Genomic DNA, 20,464 nt, shown 5'->3' with positions numbered 1-20,464 from the left:
CGGTCGCCTACTCGAGTGATGACCGAGATCATCGACGGCAACGCCGTCGCGAGCCAGATCCGTGACGATCTGACGGACGCAATCGAAACACTCGCCGACGCGGGCGCGCGACCGGGACTCGCGACCGTCCTGATGGGCGACGACCCCGCCAGTCAGACCTACGTGAACATGAAACAGCGCGACTGCGAGGAGGTCGGCATCGAGAGCGTTCACGTCGACGTCGACGGGGACGCGCCCCCGGAAGAGCTGTACGAGACGATCGCCGACCTCAACGACGATCCGGAGGTCCACGGCTACATCGTCCAGGCACCCGTCCCGGATCACGTCGACTATCGCGAGGTTATCCGTCGCGTCGATCCCGCGAAGGACGTCGACGGCTTTCACCCCGAGAACGTCGGCCGCGTCGTCGCCGGTGATGCTCGGTTCCGACCGTGTACGCCCCACGGCGTCCAGAAGTTGCTCGAGAGCGCCGACGTCGAGACCGAGGGGAAAGACGTGACGATCGTCGGTCGTTCGGATATCGTCGGCAAACCGCTCGCGAATCTGTTGATCCAGAAGGCCGACGACGGCAACGCGACGGTGACGGTCTGTCACTCCCGAACCGAGAATCTCGCCGAGAAGACTCGCAGTGCGGATATCGTCGTTGCCGCTGCCGGCGTCCCCGAACTCGTCGACGGTTCGATGATCGGCGAGGGAAGCGTCGTGATCGACGTGGGTGTCAACCGCGTGGACGTCTCCGAACGACGTTCGGAGGACAGTCAGACGAAGTCTGACCAGTCGGACAACGAGAAGGGGTACGAACTCGTCGGCGACGTCGAGTTCGAGAGCGCGACGGAGCAGGCCAGCGCGATCACCCCCGTCCCCGGCGGCGTCGGTCCCATGACGCGCGCGATGTTACTGTATAATACGGTCAAAGCCGCGAGCCTGCAGACGGACGTCGACGTCGAGTTGCCCTGAGACGCGGTCCGTCCGATTCGGTTTCTCACTGCCTTCGAGTTCGCCGCGTCACTTCTTCGATTCCCTCCCGACGGTCGCGTGGCCGTTCTGACCCGCAACGAGCGCCGATTTCCGTGCGATGGATCTCGATTCTATCCGTCGTTCCGCGTGCGCGCGATCTGTTGCGAGGTTAACTGTCGAACTCGAGCCCCTCGAGCCGATCCTGTGCCTGCGAGAAGGACACCTCGTCGCCGCGCAGGCCGTTCACGAGGTCGCGGGTCGCCGCGATCAGTCGGTCTGCCGTTCGGGGGTCGACGTCGCCCTCGAGCATCCGAATTCTGGTGACGTGTTCGCCGAGCGTCTCGAGGGCGCTGCGCTCGGCCGTCGTCAGCTCGCGACCTTCGACCCAGGTTCGGACGTCGCGACGGTACTCGCGGACGGCGTTCGCGTAGGCGAGTCCGCGCGCGGCGCGGAGGCTTCGCGGCACTTCGTCGGCGGGCGGACGCTCACCGCTATCGGCGTCGCGAAGCAGGGAGAGGAAGTAGAGCTCTTCGCGTTCCTCGAGGCGCATGTCTCGAGCCACCACGTCGGCGACGTGGAGCAGTTCGGCCGCGGCCAGATAGGTGTCGTCGAGGTCGCGGAGGGTTCCGGCGTTGACGAATCCGCGGCGACGGATGTACTCGCGACACTCCTCGCGGGCGCGATCCGCGAGGTCGTCGTTCGAGACCTCGTCGATGGCGTTGCGAACCCCCGTGAGATCGAACGCCACCGGCATATCGGTGTGTTCGGTTCGGTCGTCGACGCCGACGCTGCGGAGGCTGCCACAGGCGGGACAGCCGACGCTGCCCGTCTCGTAGTACGACCAGCGGGTCCCACACTCCGTACACTCTCGCTCACCCCGTATTTTCATACGCGTCCGTACGACCAGGACACCAAAAACCACACCGGAGTCGACCGCTCGGCGTCGCGGACTCGCTGCCCGCGGCTCGTCCGGGCGTCGCCTCGAGTCGACACCTACCGTCGGGGTCGGCTCGCCGGTGCAGTCGAGACAGGAGAGGCTACGGGTCCCTGACGAACAACCCGGCAGCGGAGATACCGCCGATTCCGACCGTGAGCCAGTACGTACTGAACCGATAGATGAGCGCGACGGTCAGGGCGGCGGCCGGCTCGAGCGAGCCGAGCGTCGTGAGTCCGGCCGTGACGACCGCTTCGACGCCCCCGGTCCCACCGGGGGACGGGACGACCGCTCCCAGCTTCCCGAGCGCGACGACGATGGCGACGACGGGCAGGGTGAGGCGATAGCCCAGTGCGATCGCGCCGATATACACCGGAAGCATCAGGAAGGCCATGCCGAGGTGTGCGTAGACGGATGCGATCACGAGCGTCCGTTTGTCCGCGGTGATCGTTTCGATCGTGGCGTAGAACCCGTCCAGCCGCGAGCGAACGGCACTGGCGGAGAGTTGTTCGTCGAACCGGTCGGTAAACCGACCGACGATACGACGACCGAGTCCGGCGAGTCCGAGAACGAGTCGATAGACGATCGTCGGTCGGCGGACGGCGACGAACACGAGTAAGACGACGACGACGAACAGCGCACCGAACGCGGCGAATTGGGTGCCCATTCCGGTACCGATAGCGCCGCGGCCGGCGATCATTCCGAGCGCCAGAAAGCCGAACGTGTAGTAGGGGACGTAGTTCAGCAGGTCGGCGGAGATGATGCTCGCGAGTCCGTCCTCGTAGGCCATCTCGCCGTCGCGCGAGACCAGATAGGCGACGAACGGTTCCGTCGCGAGTTGGCCGTACGGCGTCGCGTACTTGACGAACATCGCGGTCAGAAAGATGCCGGTGATCCGACTGCGAGATATCGTTCCGTCTACCAGTGCGATGAACCGCTCCCACACCAGTCCACGAAAGGTTAGCGCGAGCAGTCCCGAGAGGAATCCCAGGCTCAGCAGACGGAGGTTCGCCTTCGACAGCTCGGTGGCGATATCCTGGCTGCCGACGGCGCGGACGAGGAGGGCGAGGAGGACGACAGCGAACACAAATCCGAGGGCGATCCGGCGCTTCACGACCCGAACATTGCACTGACCCTACAACTATGTTGTGAAAGAATTGGCAATCGTATTTATCGCTCTCGGGGGATGACTAATCGACGGACCGTTTCGACGGTAATCTTCTGCCGATCGTTTCGCCCGATTTTCTCCCGTTCGAGTGACGGTTTCGCCGCTCCAGAACGGGGTTACCCGCCGAACGGTTCTTCCCCGATGACGGTCACGCGTTCTGTGGTTACGTTCAACACGTGATTAACGGACGGCAGTTGCAGGCCGCACTGAAACCAACGGAAACGTCCTATCCAGAGATATGTCCGATTCAGAACTGAACCGACGCAAGTTCGTCGCCGCCGCAGGTACCGCAAGTGCACTCGTCCTCGCCGGCTGTGCCGACGAGGGTCCCGGTGACGAAGAAAACGGAAACGATACGGGAGCCGAAGAAGAGCCAGGGGAAGATGAAGAGCCAGGAGAAGAGGACAATGAGACGGAGGACAACGAGACCGAGGACGAAGGTGAAGACGGTGAGACGTACACGCTGACCGTTACCGTCGAAGACGACAGCGAGGAACCCGTCGAGGGCGCGACCGTCGAACTCGACGAAGCCGACGGCGGCATGATGGACGACGAGGAAAACGGTCTCGCGGACGACAACGAGACCGACGATAACGAGTCAGACGATAACGAGACCGACGACAACGAGACGGAGACCGGTGCGTCCATTCAGGACAACGAAACCGACGACAACGAGACCGACGGCAACGAAACCGACGACAACGAGACCGAAGAGAACGGCCTCGCCGACGACGGGGGAGAGGACTTCCCGCGAGAAGAGGAGACCGACGAGAACGGTGAAGTCGAATTCGACGAACTCGAAGATGGCGAGTACACCGTCACGGCCGAATCCGACGGTGAGGAGGCCGAGGACGAAGTCGAGATCGACGGCGACGACGAGGAACTCACGCTGACCCTCGGCGAGGACGGCGGGAACGGCCTCGCGGACGAAGACAACGAGTCCGACGACAACGAATCCGACGACAACGAATCCGACGACAACGAGTGACGACGGACTCTAATCGGTAGCGACGTCGACGCTCGAGTGCACGCTGCGACCGCTACGAATACTGGCGGCCGATCGACCGATCGGTCGCCGTGTCCCATCGATTTTCTTCGGCGCGATAGGTCAGCCAGCGACTGCTGTTCGGACCGCGACTCGAGACAATACGCCGTTCGAAGTCGTGGCTGCAGCGTGGGCGTTCGTGAGACGGATCGAACGCGTGACCCGCCCGCGGTTCGGACGCCGACCCTGTGAACTGTTTGCACAACTGTTGTCGAATCGAAACCGACAGCTTCGCGCTGAAAATGGCGGTAACAGTCTCGGGGGTCGGACCTAATGCGCTGTTGGTCCGTGAGATACCACGTGTTACTCCCGTACCCGACCGGACGACTACCGCCGCTGGCGGTACCCGTCGGGCCGAACGCGAACGGCCGCCGGCAGTTTCCGGCCCGGGTGGGCCGATCACGGCGACCTTTTTTCCGTTCTGCGCGTGTACTCCCCGCTCATGCGAGACGAAGAAGAAATCCGCGAGCAGTACGAGTTCCTCACCGAACATCTCGAGAGCGAGGATATGCGCCACGACGGCGTCAGAGAGATGTTTACCTACTACAAGCGGGCTATCGGCTGGGTCCTCGAAGAGGAGCACATCTGACGTCGCCGGAACGGACGTATCACGAGTCCGGGCGGTGTCGTTACCTTTAAGTAGACTCGGCAAAATCGTTCACCTGACGCTTCGCTTGGAGGGCCGAAGCGTCAGCGGGGACCAATTCAGGGCGGCAAGCGATCGCGTGGCATTTTTCCGCCACGCGATTTGCTTTCCTGTTTCGATGACCAACGATCGAACAGCCGCCGGCTCGTTCGTCGCCGAACTACGAGAGATCGAACGGCAATATTCGCGTCCCACTAATATAATAATACCGAAATAATACAGATGGACTGTAAACATGAACCGCACGTTACCTAAATTCACCGGAGAACCCATCATAGCCGTTATCATTCGTTCTATCCACAGAACTCCACCCTCGTCGGTAATATCCCTGTTTCGATCGAAACAACCCGATAGCCTTATTAAAATTCGACAGTAAGTACAATTGGTACTTTCCCAATGTACGACTTGACAGGATTTCAGCGTGACCTGCTGTACGTCATCGCCGGCGAGGAGGAGCCCCACGGACTGGCGATCAAAGAGGAGCTCGAACAGTACTACGAGAAGGAGATCCATCACGGACGGCTCTACCCGAACCTCGATACGCTCGTCGACAAGGGCCTCGTCGAGAAGGGGCGGCGCGACCGTCGAACCAACTTCTACACGCTCACTCGTCGCGGCCGACGCGAACTCGAGGCACGCCGCGAGTGGGAAGGGCAGTACGTCGAACTGTAGGAAGTGGTCCGGTCACGAACGATCTCCGCGCTCGCAGGATTGGGTCTCGGAGCAGCGGTAAGCATCGCCGTCCGAGTGTACTACGAGCCGGTTCTATTCTCGTTCTTCCTCCCGTTCGCCCAATTTGTCTTCGGTTGGAGCCGATCAGGAGGGGCGGCCGGCAGTCCCAGTCGGCGACCAAACGCTGTCCGGAGTGTTCGTTTCGAACCACGGAGCCGTCGTTCGCACGCCTCGAGCGACCGACTCCGTGAGCGTCGTCGTCTTTCGTCGCCGGTGCCGATCGAACACGCCGCCGTCGATATCCAGCGAGAGGCACCCACACCGCCGACTCGGGCACGCCGCTTATGTAGACTCGTGGTGAACGGTCGGCAGTGAACGAGGTTACGTTACAAATCGTGGACGCGCCGCTGGACGAGACCGTCGTCCGACTCGCGCTCGCCGGAGCGCTCGGCATGTTCCTCGGCCTCGAGCGCGAGTGGTCCCAGAAGTCCGCCGGGATCCGGACGTTCTCGCTGATCAGCCTGCTCGGAGCCGTCTTCACCCTGCTGGTCTTCGAGACCGACGTCGGCGAGTCACTGCTGATACTGGGCGGACTGCTCGTCATCGTCCAGGGCGTGATGCTGGCGATTCAGGGGCTGTTGAGCGACGACGGTGCCGGACTCTCGCTGACGACCTCGGTGTCGATGCTCGTCGCCTACGGCATCGGTGCGCTGGTCGCCGCCGGGTTCATCCTCGAGGGCGTCACGGTCGCCGTGCTCTCGTCGCTGCTGCTCGTCCTCAAGCGCGAACTCCACGAGTTCGCGTGGGGGCTCTCCCACGAGGAGATGCGCTCGACGACCGAGTTCGCCATCCTGGCGTTCGTCATCTACCCGCTGTTACCCGCCGAGTGGAATCCCGAAATCGCCGGGGTCGTCATCCCGCTCGAGCCACAGGTCATCTGGCTCATGGTCGTCGCCGTCGCCGGGATCGGGATCGTCAACTACGCGATCGTCTCCACCTACGGCGGCCGCGGAATCGCCGTCACCGGGTTCTTCGGCGGGCTGGCCTCCTCGACGGCCGTCGTCGGAACGATGCTCGATCACGTCAGCCAGCGCCCCGAAGCGGCGTCGTACGCCGTCGCCGCAATCCTCCTCGCGAACGCGGCGATGGCCGCGCGCAACCTCGCCATCGCGGTCGGCTTTACGGTCGGCAGCGGTTCCGACATTCTCCTCGAGGCGATCATCCCCCTCGGTGCGGTCATCCTGATCGCGTTCGCCATCGCGGCCACGACCGCCGACTGGAGCGAGTCCGGGCCGATCGAGCTCGAGAGCCCGTTTTCGATGAAGAACGCGCTCGCGTTCGGGGCCGTCTTCCTCGTCGTGCTCGTCTTCGGGTCGCTCGCCGAGACGTGGTTCGGGACGCTCGGCTTCTACGCGACCGCCGTCGCGAGCGGCTTCGTCTCGAGTGCCGGCGCGACCACCTCGGCCGTCGTCCTCTATCGCGGCGGCCAACTCGGGGCGGCCGAGGCGACGATCGCGATTTTGCTCGCGACGGTCTCGAGTATCGTCGTCAAGACGCTCCTCGCGTCGACGTCGGCGAACCACGACTTCCGCAATCAGGTCGCGGGCTACAGCGCGATGTTGCTGGTCGGCGGCGCGCTGGCGTCGATTATCATCGTCATCTAGGGCCCGACTGGACTGCGCCGATGTCGGTTCGCTGGACCGACCTCGCTCTCTGGTGTCGATCTCCGGGGGGCGTCTATTTCACAGCCGCGTGCTAACACGACGTATGGACCGCGATACGGTCGAGCCCGAGGTCGCGACGATGCCCGGCGAACGAGCCAGCCGGTGGGCCGAGTACCACCACCGGTTTGCCGCCCCGAGTACGTACGTTTACGAGTTCGTCTGGGACACGAGCGCCGACGCCGTCGGGCCGTTCTGCACCGACGTCGACGGCAACGTCTTGCTGGACTTCACGAGTCACGTCGCCGCCGCGCCGCTGGGGTACAACAACCCCGACATTCGCGAGAAACTCGAGGCGTTCGATCTCGTGGATCCGCTGAAGATCGCCGGCCAGGACTTCTACGTCAGCCACGGCGGGTCGCCGGACGACCCCGAGCTTCCGGGGCCGACCCAGCTCATGGACCGGCTGGTCGCGATGACGGACCGGTACGACATGGACCGGGTCTTCCTCTCGAACTCCGGGGCCGAGGCCATCGAGAACGCGATCAAGATCTGTTACGCGTCGGGTGGCCACCGCGCGTTCACCTTCGAGGGTGCCTTTCACGGGCGCACCCTCGGTGCACTCTCGCTCAATCGGTCGAAAGCCGTCCACCGATCCGGTTTTCCCGAGGTTCCCGGCGTCGTCAGCGTGCCCTTCCCCTCGACGCAAGACGCCTACGAGAGTCGGTGGCTGACCGACGGCCCCGGCGGCAACGTCGTCGCCGACAAACTCCACCTGCGCGGCGTGATCGATCCCGACGAGGTCGCCTTCCTGATCCTCGAGCCGATACAGGGTGAAGGCGGTTACCGGCCCGCACACCCCGACTTTGCGCGCGATCTCGAGGATCTCCGCGAGCGCTACGATCTCAATATCGTCGCCGACGAGATTCAATCGGGGGTCGGACGGACCGGCGAGCTATGGGCCGTCGACGACCTCGATCTCACGCCGGACGTCATCACGGCCGGAAAGGGCCTGCGCGTCGGGGCGACGATTTCGCGCTCGGACGTCTTCCCCGCGGAAACGGGACGCCTCTCTTCGACGTGGGGCGCCGGCGACGTCATCGCCTCGATGCAGGGCGCGCTGACGATCGACGTGATCCACGAACAGGACCTGCTCGCGAACGTCCGCGAGCGGGGCCGACAGCTTCGCGACCGACTCGAGGACGCGATGGCGGACGACGAGACACCCGGTGCGATCGACGTCCGCGGCAGGGGGCTGATGCTCGCCGTTGAGTTCGAGACGAAAGAACGACGGGAGGCCGTCCTCGAGGCGGCGTTCGAACGCGGACTGCTCACCCTCGGCTGTGGCTACAAGACGCTCCGACTGCTGCCGCCGCTGGACGTCACCGATCGAGAGATCGACCTCGGAGTGGAGCTATTGCTCGAGGCGATCGACGAGGTCGCGACGACGCTCGAGTAACGGTCCGCGACCTCGTCGATCGCCCCGATTCGACGCTCGAGTAACGGTCCGCGACCTCGTCGATCGCCCCGATTCGACGCTCGAGTAACGGTCCGCGACCTCGTCGATCGCCCCGATTCGACGCTCGAGTAACGGTCCGCGACCTCGTCGATCGCCCCGATTCGACGCTCGAGTACCGGTCGTCGTACGAAAGCCTCGGCCTCTTTTCGCTACCGCGTGAACGGAGCGTACGATGATTGGAGCACTCTCGATCGGCAAAAAGGCGGTGTCGTTCGGTTACAAACGCTACGGCGTCCCGGGAGCGGTCGTCTCGGGCGGGGCGGTCCTCGTCGGCTACGTCGCGGTTCGGCGCGCGCTGCGAGCGGCGACGGAGGCGGACGAGGACTCGCTCGGCGCGGCAATCGACGCCGAATCGCTCGAGGCGGCGATCGACCAGAAGGGCCTGCAAGCCGTCACGGACGTCGGAACGATCGACGAAGCGATCGATAGAGACCAACTGCGCTCGACCGTCGACATCGGAAACGTCCAGTCGGACGTGGAGTCGTCGATCGAGGAGACGGACGAGTTCGACGACGAGTACGAACAGGGGCCGGGCGCGGAATAGTACGAATCGTACCGACGAAACGCCGGCACCGGCCGGTCGAGCTATTCTCCGCGGAGTTCGTTCATGTGATCGATTCGCTGCTGGACGAGATCCGGTTTGCCGATGTCGTGGCGCATGTGCAGTCCCTCGTCGCCGGCGACCGCGAGGGCGTCCTCCGCGATTTCTTCTGCCTCGGTGATCGAGTCCGCGAGGCCGACGACGGCGAACGAGCGCGAGGTCGTCGTGTAGATGCCGTCGTCGCGCTCGTCCACGCTGGCGTAGTACAGTAGCGCGTTACCTGCACTTTCCTCGTCCACTTGCACCTTCGCTCCCGCCTCGGGATCCGTCGGATAGCCCTCCGGAACCGCGTACTTGCAGACCGTCGCCTGGTCGGCGAACTCGAGTTCCGGCGGCGCCTCACCGTCTCGAGCGGCCGTCAGCACGTCGAGGAAGTCGGTCTCGAGGACGGGAAGCGTGTTCATCGCCTCGGGGTCGCCGAAGCGGGCGTTGAACTCGATGACCTTCGGCCCCTCGGCGGTGAGCATGAACTGGCCGTAGAGGATGCCGCGGTAGTCCTCGAGGGCGTCGACGGTGGCCTCGATGATCGAGACGGCCTCCTCGTAGTCGGCTTCGGTCATGAACGGCAACTCGTTGGTCGCGTCGGAGTAACTGCCCATGCCGCCCGTGTTCGGTCCCTCGTCGCCCTCGTAGGCGCGCTTGTGGTCCTGGACGGCGGGTGCGGTCTCGAACGACCCGTTGGCGACGAGCGCCTGAATCGTGATCTCCTCGCCGATCAGCCGTTCCTCGAGGACGATTCGGTCGTACTCCGACGCGCGGATGTACTCCTTGCCCTCCTCGGGCGTGACCTGGTCGCCGATCACCTTGACGCCCTTCCCGCCCGTGAGGCCGGCGGGCTTGATCGCCAGGTCGCCGTCGTAGTCGTCGACGAAGTCGCACGCGGCCTCCATGTCGTCGAAGGTCTCGAAGTCCGGACAGCCCGGGATATCGTGTTCCGCCATGAACCGGCGCTGGAACGCCTTGTCCGTCTCGATCCTGGCGTCTTCCTCCTTCGGTCCGAACGGATAGATTCCGGCCGCCTCGAGTTCGTCCGCGACGCCGGCCTCGAGCGGCGCTTCGGGGCCGATAACGGCGATCGTCGCGTCGACGTCCTCGGCGTATTCGACGACCGCCTTCGGGTTGGTCGTCTCGAGCGTCTCGAACTCGGTCGCGATCCGAGCGATCCCCGGGTTTCGGTTCCCCGCGCAAGCGTAGAGGTCGGCCTCGCTGTCCGCTAACGCGCGAGCGATGGCGTGTTCGCGGCCGCCGCCGCCGATCAGGAGCACGTTCTCTCGCATGGGAGATAGCGGAACGCACGAACCTGTAAACGTTGCTCTTTGATCGAGTGAATTGTATCCATACCCGTGTATATTTCAGACTTTCAGACGACGGTCACTGGAACGGGCGACCCACGGATGACGCCGTCTGCGAGGTTCTGCTCGAGTAATTTGCTCGCACCACTCCGGTCACGGCCGCCGACGACGATGTGGTCGACGTCGTGTTCGGTGGCGTACTGGTGGATCGCGCGTGGTGGATCACCTGCCGCTCGCGCCGTCGACAGCTGTCGGTCCTGTTCGATCGCCCGTTTTCGAGCCTGTCCCAGGACCGAGTCACCGTCCTCGTCGGGGGTCTCTTCTCCCGTCTCCTCGTCGGATACGACCGCCGTGTTCGTCCCGCCGTAGCCGTCCGCCGGTTCGAACACGTAGAGGATCGTAATCGCTCCTTCCGAGTACTCCGTCAGCGCGTACTCGAGTGCGGCGTGGGCGAACTCCGAGTCGTCGTACGGAACGAGAACGTGGGTGGTCATATCTTCCCTACCGACAGGATCTACAAGGTCGTAAGCGTTGCAGTGGCTGGTGGCAGGCAGTCGGTGAGTGCGCCCCAGTCAGGCGTAGAACAGCGGCGGCCGACGGTCGCCACCGTGCTCCTCGTCGGGCAAGTGGTCCTCGAGCGCGCTCACGTCCTCGGTCCCGAGCAACTGATCCAGCACGTCCACGGCGGCCCCGCGGTGTAGCGGCTGGTTGTCGTTCCCACACTGTTCGTCCATCACGCAGGCGGGACAGCCGCCGACGTTGCCGCAGTCGCAGTCCGCGATGAGGTCTCGAGCCCGCTGGGCGACGGCCTCGTAGTTCTCGTAAATCGCCCGCGCGAACCCGAGACCGCCCTCGATACCGTCGTAGATGAACCAGCCGCTCGCGGGAGTTCGCTCGAGGTCCATCGCGATCTCTCGCACCGTCGCCTCGGCGGCGGCGATGTTCTGGGGGGCGTCGTCCCCGCCCGTTGCAGTGCTGGGTCCGGCCCCCGGCCCCATCTCGGACGCCGCATCGGCACCCGCAGCGACCGCCTGATCGAGGTGCGAGTCGATCGTCAGCGTCGCGAGCCCGCCCAGATCCCGTTTGTCGACCATCAACTCGAGCGGCGCCACGCCGATCGTCGCGTGCTCGGCGGCGTGGAGCCCGCCCGCGTAGCCGAGATGGGCCGTTCCCGCGAGGCCGTCCTCGAGTTCCGGTACCGAGTGAGACCGGTATTTCTCTATCAGCGCGCGCTCGACGTGCTCGGGCACCTCGAGCCAGCACAGTTGCGTCTCCATCGAGAGCGGCGGATTCTCGGTCGGGATCGACTGCTCTTTCTTCTTGCCGCCGTGGATCGCGACCTTGTCGTAGGTGCCGTGGTAGACCAGCACCCGGCCGCGGCCGAAGTGCAGCGTGAAGTCGCCGACGTCACGGGACTCCTCCGAAACCGCGTCGAGGACGGTCACGTCGGTGCGCGTGCGCGTGTAGTAATCCACGTTCGTCGGCCGGAGCGTGACCGAGGGTCGGGGTGAGCCGTGATCGACGTCGGTGATCTCGTACTGCTGGCCCTGGTGGAGTCGGACCGCCCCTTCGTGGAAGTCCCGGAGGACGCGCTCCTTCGCGAGCGGTTCCATCTCCGGATCCGCCTTCGCGTCGACGCCGTCGGCGAGGACCACCTCGTACTCCTCGCCCGTCGTCGCGTACAGCGAGATGGACTGCTGTGGCCGCGGCGGCCCCGCGTAGGAGACGCCGGTCTCGAGCGCGCCGGTCAACTGCCCCGCGCGACGCCACATCTCGACGGCGCGTTCGAGGCGCTCGCGCTCGGCGAACGTCCCCGCATCCGCATCGTCGAGCGCGAGTTCGTCGGCCGCACACCGCAGGTGCTGGGCGAAGACGGCGTCGTTGTCGGTATTGACGACGGCGTCCTCGACGTCGTTCTCGAGCAGGTAGTCCGGATTGTTCACGACGTACTGGTCGAGCGTCCGGTGTTCGGCGACGAGGACCGAGAGGGCACGCTTCGCGCCCCGGCCCGCCCGCCCGATCTGCTGCCAGAACGACTGGCGCTGGCCGGGGTAGCCCAGCTGGACCGTCGCGTCCATCGCGCCGATATCGATCCCCAACTCGAGGGCGTTGGTCGAGGCGACGCCGTCCAGAATCCCGGTCTTGAGCTGGTGTTCGGTGCCGTGGCGCTTCTTCCGGGAGTGACCCGCGTGGTAGGGTTCGATCGCGCTTCCGCGGTCGGGATTCGTGTAGTACGGGTTGTCGTGGCGGTGTTTCGACGCGCGCTTGATCGAGAGTTCCGCGAGCTTTCTCGAAGGGGTGAACAGCAGCGTCTGGGCGTCCTGATAGGTCAGATGCGAGAGCAGCCGCGGGGCCTCGACGGTGGCGGGAACGCGCTCGACGACGGCGTCGTCCGCGAGGTCGTCGTCGGCTCCGATTCCGCTGTCGTCCGGTTCATCTCCGTCGCCGGTCCGGTTCGCTCGCCCGTCGTCCGCGTCCTCGCGGCTCACGTGTCGCTCGGCCCGCGTCGCTCCCGTTCGCGTATCCGAGGACTCGCTTCGCTCGTCCTCGCTCGCTCGAGGCGGCGGATTCCAGAGCACCAGATCCCGCGGCCCCGCCGGGGAGCCGTCCTCGTCGACCACGGTGACGGACTCGTCGATCAGCGCCGCGGAGTGTTCGCCGGGATTACCGATCGTCGCGCTCGTGAGGACGTACCGGGGATCCGCGTCGTAGTAGCCGAGCACGCGTTTCAGCCGCCGAACGATCCAGGCGACGTGCATCCCGTGGACGCCGGTGTAGGTGTGGGACTCGTCGATCACGACGAGATCGCACGACGAGAGAAACCGCGCCCAGCGGTCGTGATCGTGCAGGTAGGTGTTCACGCCCGCGAAGTTCGTGATGACGACGTCGGCCTCCTCGCGGATCCGCTTACGGTTCTGTCCGCGTTCGGTGTCGCCGTCGTAAACTCGGACCGTGATCTCGAGGCCCAGATCGTCGTAAAGGTCGTTCAGGCTCCGTTCCTGATCCCGGGAGAGGGCTTTCGTGGGATACAGGAGATACGCAGTGGAGGTCTCGCCTCGAGCCTTCGCTGCGAGGTAGTTCCGCGCGATCTGGAGCGCGTAGACCCGGGTTTTCCCGGAGGAGGTACTCGTTGCGACGCAGACGTGCTCCTCGCGTGCGAGCGCCTCGAGGGCGTCGGCCTGATGCGTGTAGAGGTCGTGCTCGAGCGGCCCCGCGAGTTCGGGGCGAAGCACGTCCGCGCTCGGAACGGTCGACGCGGGTTGCCCGGGTCGCTCGAGGAGCGAAATGTCGCCGGGTGCCCGGTAGCCGGGGTAGGTGTCGACCAGTTCGTCGCCGGTGATCGGGACATCCGCCGCTTCGTCGGGGTGTTGCTCGCTCATGGATTAGAAATCGCTCAGTCCGGTCTGTTCGCTGTCGTTCGTGTTGCTCGAGGGACGGTCCGTCGTCCGCGTTGCTGTCTCGTTCGAGGTGTCCGTGCTCGCTCGAGTCGACTCGTCGTGACGCTCGTCGCGTTCGACGACCGAGGTCGAACCCGCCTCCGGCGCATCCAGAAGCCGCTCGTAGACGTGCCACAGCGCCCGGCAGTCGTCCTCGCAGTAGGCCTCGTGGCGATCCCACTCGAGTGGCTCGCCCGTCCGCACGAATCGCTGATACGCGGCGGCTGTCCGGGCTCCGTCGAGGCCGGTACCTGCACTTTCGTAGCCGAGCGCGTCCGAAACGGCCTCGAGTTTGTTCGTCCGCCCGGGGAGCAGCGCGTTCTCGTTTCTCGCGGCCCAGAGATAGAGGTCGAATTTGGGGATCGATTCCCACTCGTCGGTGTAGTAGGGGACGTGGCGGGCGATGAAGGCTCCGAGGTGGCGGTAGTCGAAGCGCCAGCCGTTCCACGTGAGCAGGGCCCGGTTCGGATGGACGCCCAGCAACCAGTCGCAGAAGGCCTCGAGCACCGATCCCGGATCGGACGGATCGTCGCGCTCGACGAACGCGCGGTACTCGTCCGTCGCGGGATCGTAGACGCCGACCTGCCAGATGATCGTCGGCGAGAGACCGTCGGTTTCGATGTCGACGCAGAGCGGCGGCGTGTGCCAGTCCTGACCTGGCAGCGACTCGTCCGTGAGCCGACGCGGCTCGCCCGTCTCGAGGACTCTCGCGTGGTGGTGCATCGTCTGCGCTCCCTTGGGACCCACGCCAGGGCAGTCGGCGAGCGTTTGGACGGGCGTCTCGAGTAGGTCCGCGCGTGTCGTCACTCCCCGTTCGGCGAGTCGCTCGGCCGTCTTCGGTCCGATTCCGGAGACGGCCTCGAGGCCGAAATCGGTCACCTCGTGCGTCTCGACGCGTTCGACGCCGTCGGCGGTGAGCGTCAGGCTCGCGATGGAGTGCCGTTGGTTGTACCCTTCGACGGGACCTGTCCCCTGGACGCGGACGGAGACACAATCGTCGTCGAGTGGCTCGAGGCCGCCGATCAGATCGTGATCGACGGCCCGGACCGCGCCGGTGTCGGGCTCGAGGTGCCACAACTCGTCGTACCCCGCGGGCTCGCTGCCCGTCAGCACGGTCGTGACTCGACCGGCCGGTACCGCCGAGGCGAGTGTCGCTGCACCCTCGAGGGTCGTCTCGAGAGCCGTCGGACGCACGGTCGTCGTCACGTCGTCGCAGACGAGCGCGGCGAGCGTCGAGTTCGGAGCGTCGAGGTCGCTCGAGACGGCGTCGGGATTTGCACGGAGGGATCTGACTCCTGCGCTCACGGCGATCTCGAGTCCCTCGTTGCCGATCGCCTGCCGGCAAAGTGAACCGTCACCGCCGGTCTCCAGCGGCGGGTGGAACGCCGGCGCGTCGAATACTCCGCGAGCCCGAGCGAACGCCTGTGGCTCGCGGGCCGGTCCGAGCACCCAGACGGCGTCGGGGTCGAGGGTCGTATCGAGATCCTCGAGCGTCGCGACGGGCCGGTCGGCGATCGCCGAGGGTGGCAGGGCGAGGAGGGTCGCGCCGTCTCGAGCGGTCATCGCTCGTCGGAACGCGCGGCGTAATAAAGAGGGTTTGGACACCGGGGTGAAAGTGAACACACTGAAATAAGCTGACAAACTAAAGACTTAAGTGCACAAGATTTTAGTCCGGGACTTCGAATGGCGCGACAATGCAACAGTACCTCGATCTCGTCGACGCGGCGCTTAGCGGGGGCACCTACAAGCCCAACCGGACCGGCGTCGACACGATTTCCTCGTTCAGCGAGCACTACGAGGTCGATCTGCAGGAGGGATATCCCCTGCTGACGACCAAACAGATGGACGGCTACCGCTGGAACTCGATGCTCCACGAGGTTTGCTGGTATCTCTCCGGGGAGGAGCACATCCGAACTCTCCGCGAGGAGACCAAGATTTGGGACGCGTGGGCCGACGACGAGGGCAAACTCGACACCGCGTACGGTCGGTTCTGGCGACGGTATCCGGTTCCCGAACAGGGAGCGCAACTCGAGGGCGAGTCCTGGCCCGACGAGTCCCACCGGTGGGTCACCGAGGAGGAAGACGATCGTCGGACGTTCGACCAGCTCCAGTACATCGTCGACACGCTCTCAGATTCGCCGAACTCGCGCCGACTCGTGGTCAACGCCTGGCATCCGGCCAACGCGGCGGTCTCGACGCTGCCGCCCTGCCACTATTCGTTCGTCTTTAACGTGCAGGGCGACCGGCTGAACTGCCACCTCACCCAGCGCTCGGGCGACATCGCGCTCGGCGTCCCGTTCAACATCGCGGCCTACGCGCTGCTGACGAAGGTTGTCGCCCAACAGACCGGCTTCGAGCCCGGGACGTTCGCGCATACGGTCGTCGACGCACACGTCTACTGCGGCCGGGGCGCGCGCGGAGCGTGGTACGCCGACAACCTCGAGGCGCTCCAGTCTCGGCTCGACGACGCCGACAGTAGCGAGAACTACCTCGCGGTCCGCGAGTGGCTCGAGTCCGAGGCCCCCGCCGAAGCCGAGGGCGACGAACGCCTCGATCACGTCCCCGGCCTGCTCGAGCAACTGTCCCGCGAGCCGCTCGAGCGACCGACGCTCGAGGTCGCGGAGACGTCGATCGACGAACTGAGCTACGAGGACGTCGAGTTACGGGACTACGAGTCTCACGACGGACTCGAGTTCGCGGTCGCAGAATGAGCGAGAACGAAGCCACACGGCTGGAAACCGACCGCGAACTCGTCGGCATCGTCGCGGTCGCCGAAAACGGCGTCATCGGAAAAGACGGGGACATGCCCTGGCACATCCCCGACGACCTGCAGCACTTCAAGGAAACGACGATGGGCCATCCGATCATCATGGGTCGGGTGACCTACGAGGGAATTCTCGAGGCCCTCGGCGAGCCGCTCCCCGGTCGGACGACGATCGTCTTGACGGGACGGGACCTCGAGACACCCGAAAACGCCGTGATCGCGGGCGATCTCGAGGACGCACTCGAAAAAGCGGAACGAGCCGCGCGCGAGCGCCACGGCGACACCGACCGGATCTTCGTCGCGGGCGGCGCGACCGTCTACGACCAGTTCCTTCCCGCGCTGGATCGCCTGATCGTGACCGAAATCGCGGATGACCCCGACGGAGACACCCGGTTTCCCGACTGGGATCGAGAGGCGTTCGACGAAGTCTCTCGAGACGACCGCGACGGATTCGCGTTTCTCGAGTACAGTCGTCTCGAGTAAGCCCTTGCATCCGGTTTTCCATCGTCCGCCACCTCCGGTAGCCAATCGTTCCGCCGAAGTAATCAGACCGAAGATACATCATCCTCATTATTATATAAACACATACCAATACCCGTCAAATACGGGGCGTTGATGTGTTCTACAGCGGATTCTCGGGAGATTCAAAACCCCCCGGTTCGAAGTCCTCCTATGGCAACTGATGAGTTCTCGGAGGCGATCCGGGAGTTCGAACACGACGGCGAGACGTACAAGATGGCCGACCTCACCGTACTCGAGGAGCAGGGCCTCTGTGACCTTGAGAAACTGCCGGTGAGCATCCGCGTGCTGCTCGAGGCAGTCCTCCGAAACGCGGACGGCGACATGATCTCGGCGCAGGACGTCGAAAACGCGGCGTCCTGGCAGCCCGACGTTCCCGACGTCGAGGTCCCCTTCCAGCCTTCCCGCGTGGTTCTCCAGGACCTGACCGGCGTTCCGGCGGTCGTCGATCTGGCCGCGCTGCGCTCGGCTGCAGACCGTGCCGGTAAGGACCCCTCGGTCGTCGAACCCGAGGTCCCCTGTGACCTCGTGATCGACCACAGCGTGCAGGTCGATTACTTCGGCAGCGAGGACGCCTACGAACAGAACGTCGAACTCGAATACGAGCGAAACGAGGAGCGCTACCGCGCGATCAAGTGGGCTCAGCAGGCCTTCGAGGACTTCAACGTCGTGCCGCCGGGAACCGGGATCGTCCACCAGGTCAACCTCGAGCACCTCGGGAAAGTCGTTCACGCACGCGAGGGGGACGGGGAGCAGTGGCTCGTGCCCGACACGCTCGTCGGCACGGACAGCCACACCCCGATGATCGGCGGTATCGGCGTCGTCGGCTGGGGCGTCGGTGGTATCGAAGCGGAGGCGGCCCTCCTGGGGCAGCCGATCACGATGACGCTGCCCGAAGTCGTCGGCGTCAAACTCACCGGGGAACTGCCGGAGGGTGCGACCGCGACCGACCTCGTGCTCCACATCACCGAGAAGCTCCGCCAGGTCGGCGTCGTCGACAAGTTCGTCGAGTTCTACGGCCCCGGCGTCTCGCAGCTCTCGGTCGCGGATCGCGCGACCATCGCGAACATGGCCCCCGAACAGGGCTCGACCATCAGCATGTTCCCCGTCGACGACGCGACGCTCGACTACCTCGAGCTGACCGGCCGCGACGAGGACCACATCGAACTGGTCAAGGAGTACCTCGAGGCCCAGGGTCTCTTCGGCGAGCACGATCCCGAGTTCACCGAGGAAGTCGAGTTCGACCTCGGCTCCGTCGAACCCAGCCTCGCGGGTCACAAGAAGCCCCACGCCCGCATTCCGATGGGTGACCTGGACGAGCACTTCCCGACGCTGCTCGCTGAAGAAGGTGTCATAGATTCGGGAGCCGCCGAGAGCGACGGCGGACTCGTCGCCAAGGAACAGCCCGGCCTCGACGAGAAGATCCCGGTCACGCTCGAGGACGGGACCGAGGTCGAGATCGGCCACGGCTCCGTCTTGGTCAGCGCGATCACCTCCTGTACGAACACCTCGAACCCGTCGGTGATGGTCGCCGCGGGACTGCTCGCACGCAACGCGCTCGAGCAGGGACTCGACGTCCCCGAGTACGTCAAGACCAGCCTCGCACCCGGCAGCAAGGTCGTCACGGAGTACCTCGAGCAGGCCGACCTGCTCGACGACCTCGAGGGCCTGGGCTACCACGTCGTCGGCTACGGCTGTACGACCTGTATCGGCAACGCCGGACCGCTGGCGGAGCCGATCGAAGCCGCCATCGACGAACACGACCTCTGGACGACCAGCGTCCTCTCGGGTAACCGTAACTTCGAGGCTCGGATCCACCCGAAGATCCGCGCGAACTACCTCGCCAGCCCGCCGCTGGTCGTGGCGTACGGCCTCGCGGGCAAGATGGACATCGACCTCGAGAACGAGCCGATCGGCACGAACGACGACGGCGAGGAGGTCTTCCTCGAGGACGTCTGGCCGGACCCGGAGGAGGTCCGCCGGACGATCCACGACAGCGTCTCCTCCGAGCTATTCAAGGACAAGTACGCGAGCGTCTTCGAGGGCGACGACCGCTGGGAAGCGCTCGACGCACCTACCGGCGACGTCTACGACTGGGATTCGGAGTCGACCTACATCCGCGAACCGCCGTTCTTCCGGGACTTCCCGCTCGAGGAGCCCGGCGTCGAGGACATCGCGGACGCGCGCTGTCTGCTCACGCTCGGAGACACCGTCACGACCGACCACATCAGCCCCGCGGGGCCGTTCAGCGAGGACCTCCCCGCCGGCCAGTGGCTCGCAGAGCGCGGCGTCGAAGCCTACGAGTTCAACACCTACGGCTCCCGCCGCGGGAACCACGAGGTCATGATGCGCGGCACCTTCGCGAACGTCCGCATCGAGAACCAGCTGCTCGACGGCAAGGAGGGGGGCTATACGATTCACCACCCGACTGGTGAAGAGAGCGAGGCGCGAAGCGCCTCGGAAAAGACGAGCGGCGAACAGAGTGAGCCGGGAGTCACCACCGTCTTCGAGGCTTCCGAGCGCTACCGCGAGGAAGAGACACCCCTCATCGTCATGGCCGGCGAGGAACTCGGGACCGGCTCGAGCCGCGACTGGGCCGCCAAAGGGACCGACCTGCTCGGCGTTCGTGCAACGATCGGCCAGAGCTACGAGCGCATCTACCGCGACAACCTCGTCGGGATGGGCGTCCTGCCCCTGCAGTTCGAGGAGGGCGAGGGCTGGGAGGAGCTCGGATTGGATGGCTCGGAATACTTCGAGATCAACGGGCTGGACGACGGCCTCGAGCCGAACGCCGAACTCACCGTCGTCGCCGAGGACGACGAGGGCAACACGACCGAGTTCGACGTGACCGCACAGGTCGGCACGCCTGCGGCCGTCGAGTACGTCGAGAACGGCGGCGTGCTCCACCTCGTGCTCCGACGCCTGCTCACGGAATAGAGCGGTAGCGGACTCGAGGCGCCGGTTTGATTTTTGGTTCGATAATCGCGTAGAACTGTTGAGCTACCGTGCGGTGGCGCGCGCTGATTCGCGGCTCACTCTTCGTTCACCGCGAATCGGTGGTGTGCGAGGTCGTCGCGAGTAGCGCCGGACCTTTGGTCCCCCGGACCGTGCGATGGGCGCGGAGCGCCCGTAAGCAGATGAAACGAGCGACTGCTCGGAAGGCGCGGAGCGTTCTCGGACCCATCGCGCTGTAATCTCTCGGATAAAGCGGATTACGAGCGTTTTAACGGAGGAAATGACCCGGTTAGT

At 65.1% G+C, this 20,464-nt stretch carries 16 protein-coding genes; 10 read left to right on the top strand and 6 right to left on the bottom strand.

Annotated features, from left to right (window positions below; translation table 11 throughout):
- Positions 1-18: 18 nt before the first annotated feature.
- Positions 19-957, top strand: a complete 939-nt coding sequence (locus ACSFC7_RS14310; protein WP_436343505.1) for a bifunctional methylenetetrahydrofolate dehydrogenase/methenyltetrahydrofolate cyclohydrolase — start codon at positions 19-21, stop codon at positions 955-957.
- A 169-nt stretch (positions 958-1,126) separates the two neighbouring features.
- Here the strand turns inward: ACSFC7_RS14310 and ACSFC7_RS14305 are convergent, their stop codons facing one another.
- Positions 1,127-1,846 (bottom strand): DUF7117 family protein, encoded by a 720-nt coding sequence (locus ACSFC7_RS14305; protein ID WP_436343504.1) that lies wholly within the window; start codon positions 1,844-1,846, stop codon positions 1,127-1,129.
- Between the two features lie 148 nt (positions 1,847-1,994).
- Positions 1,995-3,005: a lysylphosphatidylglycerol synthase transmembrane domain-containing protein gene (locus tag ACSFC7_RS14300; RefSeq protein WP_436343503.1), complete on the bottom strand. Its 1,011-nt coding sequence runs from the start codon at positions 3,003-3,005 to the stop codon at positions 1,995-1,997.
- A 292-nt stretch (positions 3,006-3,297) separates the two neighbouring features.
- On the opposite strand from ACSFC7_RS14300, the gene ACSFC7_RS14295 reads away from it, so the two are divergent.
- The 6 genes from ACSFC7_RS14295 (at position 3,298) to ACSFC7_RS14270 (ending at position 9,146) form a co-directional block, all read left to right on the top strand.
- Positions 3,298-4,047, top strand: a complete 750-nt coding sequence (locus tag ACSFC7_RS14295) for a hypothetical protein (RefSeq protein ID WP_436343502.1) — start codon at positions 3,298-3,300, stop codon at positions 4,045-4,047.
- A 499-nt stretch (positions 4,048-4,546) separates the two neighbouring features.
- Complete coding sequence (locus tag ACSFC7_RS14290; protein WP_207288344.1) at positions 4,547-4,693, top strand: hypothetical protein; 147 nt, start codon at positions 4,547-4,549, stop codon at positions 4,691-4,693.
- A gap of 453 nt (positions 4,694-5,146) precedes the next feature.
- Positions 5,147-5,422 (top strand): PadR family transcriptional regulator, encoded by a 276-nt coding sequence (locus ACSFC7_RS14285; RefSeq protein ID WP_436343501.1) that lies wholly within the window; start codon positions 5,147-5,149, stop codon positions 5,420-5,422.
- Between the two features lie 371 nt (positions 5,423-5,793).
- Entirely contained in the window at positions 5,794-7,086 is a 1,293-nt protein-coding gene (locus tag ACSFC7_RS14280) for an MgtC/SapB family protein (protein WP_436343500.1), read from the top strand.
- 103 nt (positions 7,087-7,189) lie between these two features.
- The gene (locus ACSFC7_RS14275) at positions 7,190-8,542 is read left to right on the top strand and encodes an aminotransferase class III-fold pyridoxal phosphate-dependent enzyme (protein WP_436343499.1); all 1,353 of its coding nucleotides are present in this window, start codon (positions 7,190-7,192) and stop codon (positions 8,540-8,542) included.
- A gap of 232 nt (positions 8,543-8,774) precedes the next feature.
- The gene (locus ACSFC7_RS14270; RefSeq protein ID WP_436343498.1) at positions 8,775-9,146 is read left to right on the top strand and encodes a hypothetical protein; all 372 of its coding nucleotides are present in this window, start codon (positions 8,775-8,777) and stop codon (positions 9,144-9,146) included.
- 41 nt (positions 9,147-9,187) lie between these two features.
- Here ACSFC7_RS14270 and purD read toward each other — a convergent pair whose 3' ends face one another.
- The 4 genes from purD to ACSFC7_RS14250 form a co-directional block, all read right to left on the bottom strand.
- Positions 9,188-10,480 carry a phosphoribosylamine--glycine ligase gene (gene purD / locus ACSFC7_RS14265; protein WP_436343497.1) on the bottom strand — a complete coding sequence of 431 codons (1,293 nt, stop codon included), beginning with the start codon at positions 10,478-10,480 and terminating at the stop codon, positions 9,188-9,190.
- Between the two features lie 83 nt (positions 10,481-10,563).
- Positions 10,564-10,989: a universal stress protein gene (locus ACSFC7_RS14260; protein ID WP_436343496.1), complete on the bottom strand. Its 426-nt coding sequence runs from the start codon at positions 10,987-10,989 to the stop codon at positions 10,564-10,566.
- A 78-nt stretch (positions 10,990-11,067) separates the two neighbouring features.
- Positions 11,068-13,875: a DEAD/DEAH box helicase gene (locus tag ACSFC7_RS14255; RefSeq protein WP_436343495.1), complete on the bottom strand. Its 2,808-nt coding sequence runs from the start codon at positions 13,873-13,875 to the stop codon at positions 11,068-11,070.
- Positions 13,876-13,878: 3 nt separating this feature from the next.
- Complete coding sequence (locus tag ACSFC7_RS14250) at positions 13,879-15,495, bottom strand: ribonuclease H-like domain-containing protein (RefSeq protein ID WP_436343494.1); 1,617 nt, start codon at positions 15,493-15,495, stop codon at positions 13,879-13,881.
- A gap of 131 nt (positions 15,496-15,626) precedes the next feature.
- Between ACSFC7_RS14250 and thyA the strand changes: the two genes are divergently transcribed.
- From thyA to acnA, 3 genes are all read left to right on the top strand, one after another.
- Positions 15,627-16,643, top strand: coding sequence for a thymidylate synthase (gene thyA, locus ACSFC7_RS14245; RefSeq protein ID WP_436343493.1), 1,017 nt, complete (start codon positions 15,627-15,629; stop codon positions 16,641-16,643).
- Entirely contained in the window at positions 16,640-17,179 is a 540-nt protein-coding gene (locus ACSFC7_RS14240; RefSeq protein ID WP_436343492.1) for a dihydrofolate reductase, read from the top strand. Before thyA ends, ACSFC7_RS14240 begins: the two co-directional genes overlap by 4 nt.
- A gap of 189 nt (positions 17,180-17,368) precedes the next feature.
- Positions 17,369-20,152 (top strand): aconitate hydratase AcnA, encoded by a 2,784-nt coding sequence (acnA, locus tag ACSFC7_RS14235; RefSeq protein ID WP_436343491.1) that lies wholly within the window; start codon positions 17,369-17,371, stop codon positions 20,150-20,152.
- Positions 20,153-20,464 lie beyond the last annotated feature (312 nt).

Origin of the sequence: Natronorubrum halobium (assembly GCF_051351675.1) — an archaeon.
Taxonomy (GTDB): domain Archaea; phylum Halobacteriota; class Halobacteria; order Halobacteriales; family Natrialbaceae; genus Natronorubrum.
The sequence above is the reverse complement of the archived record's forward strand: the minus strand, read 5'-3'. Positions and strand labels throughout refer to the sequence as shown.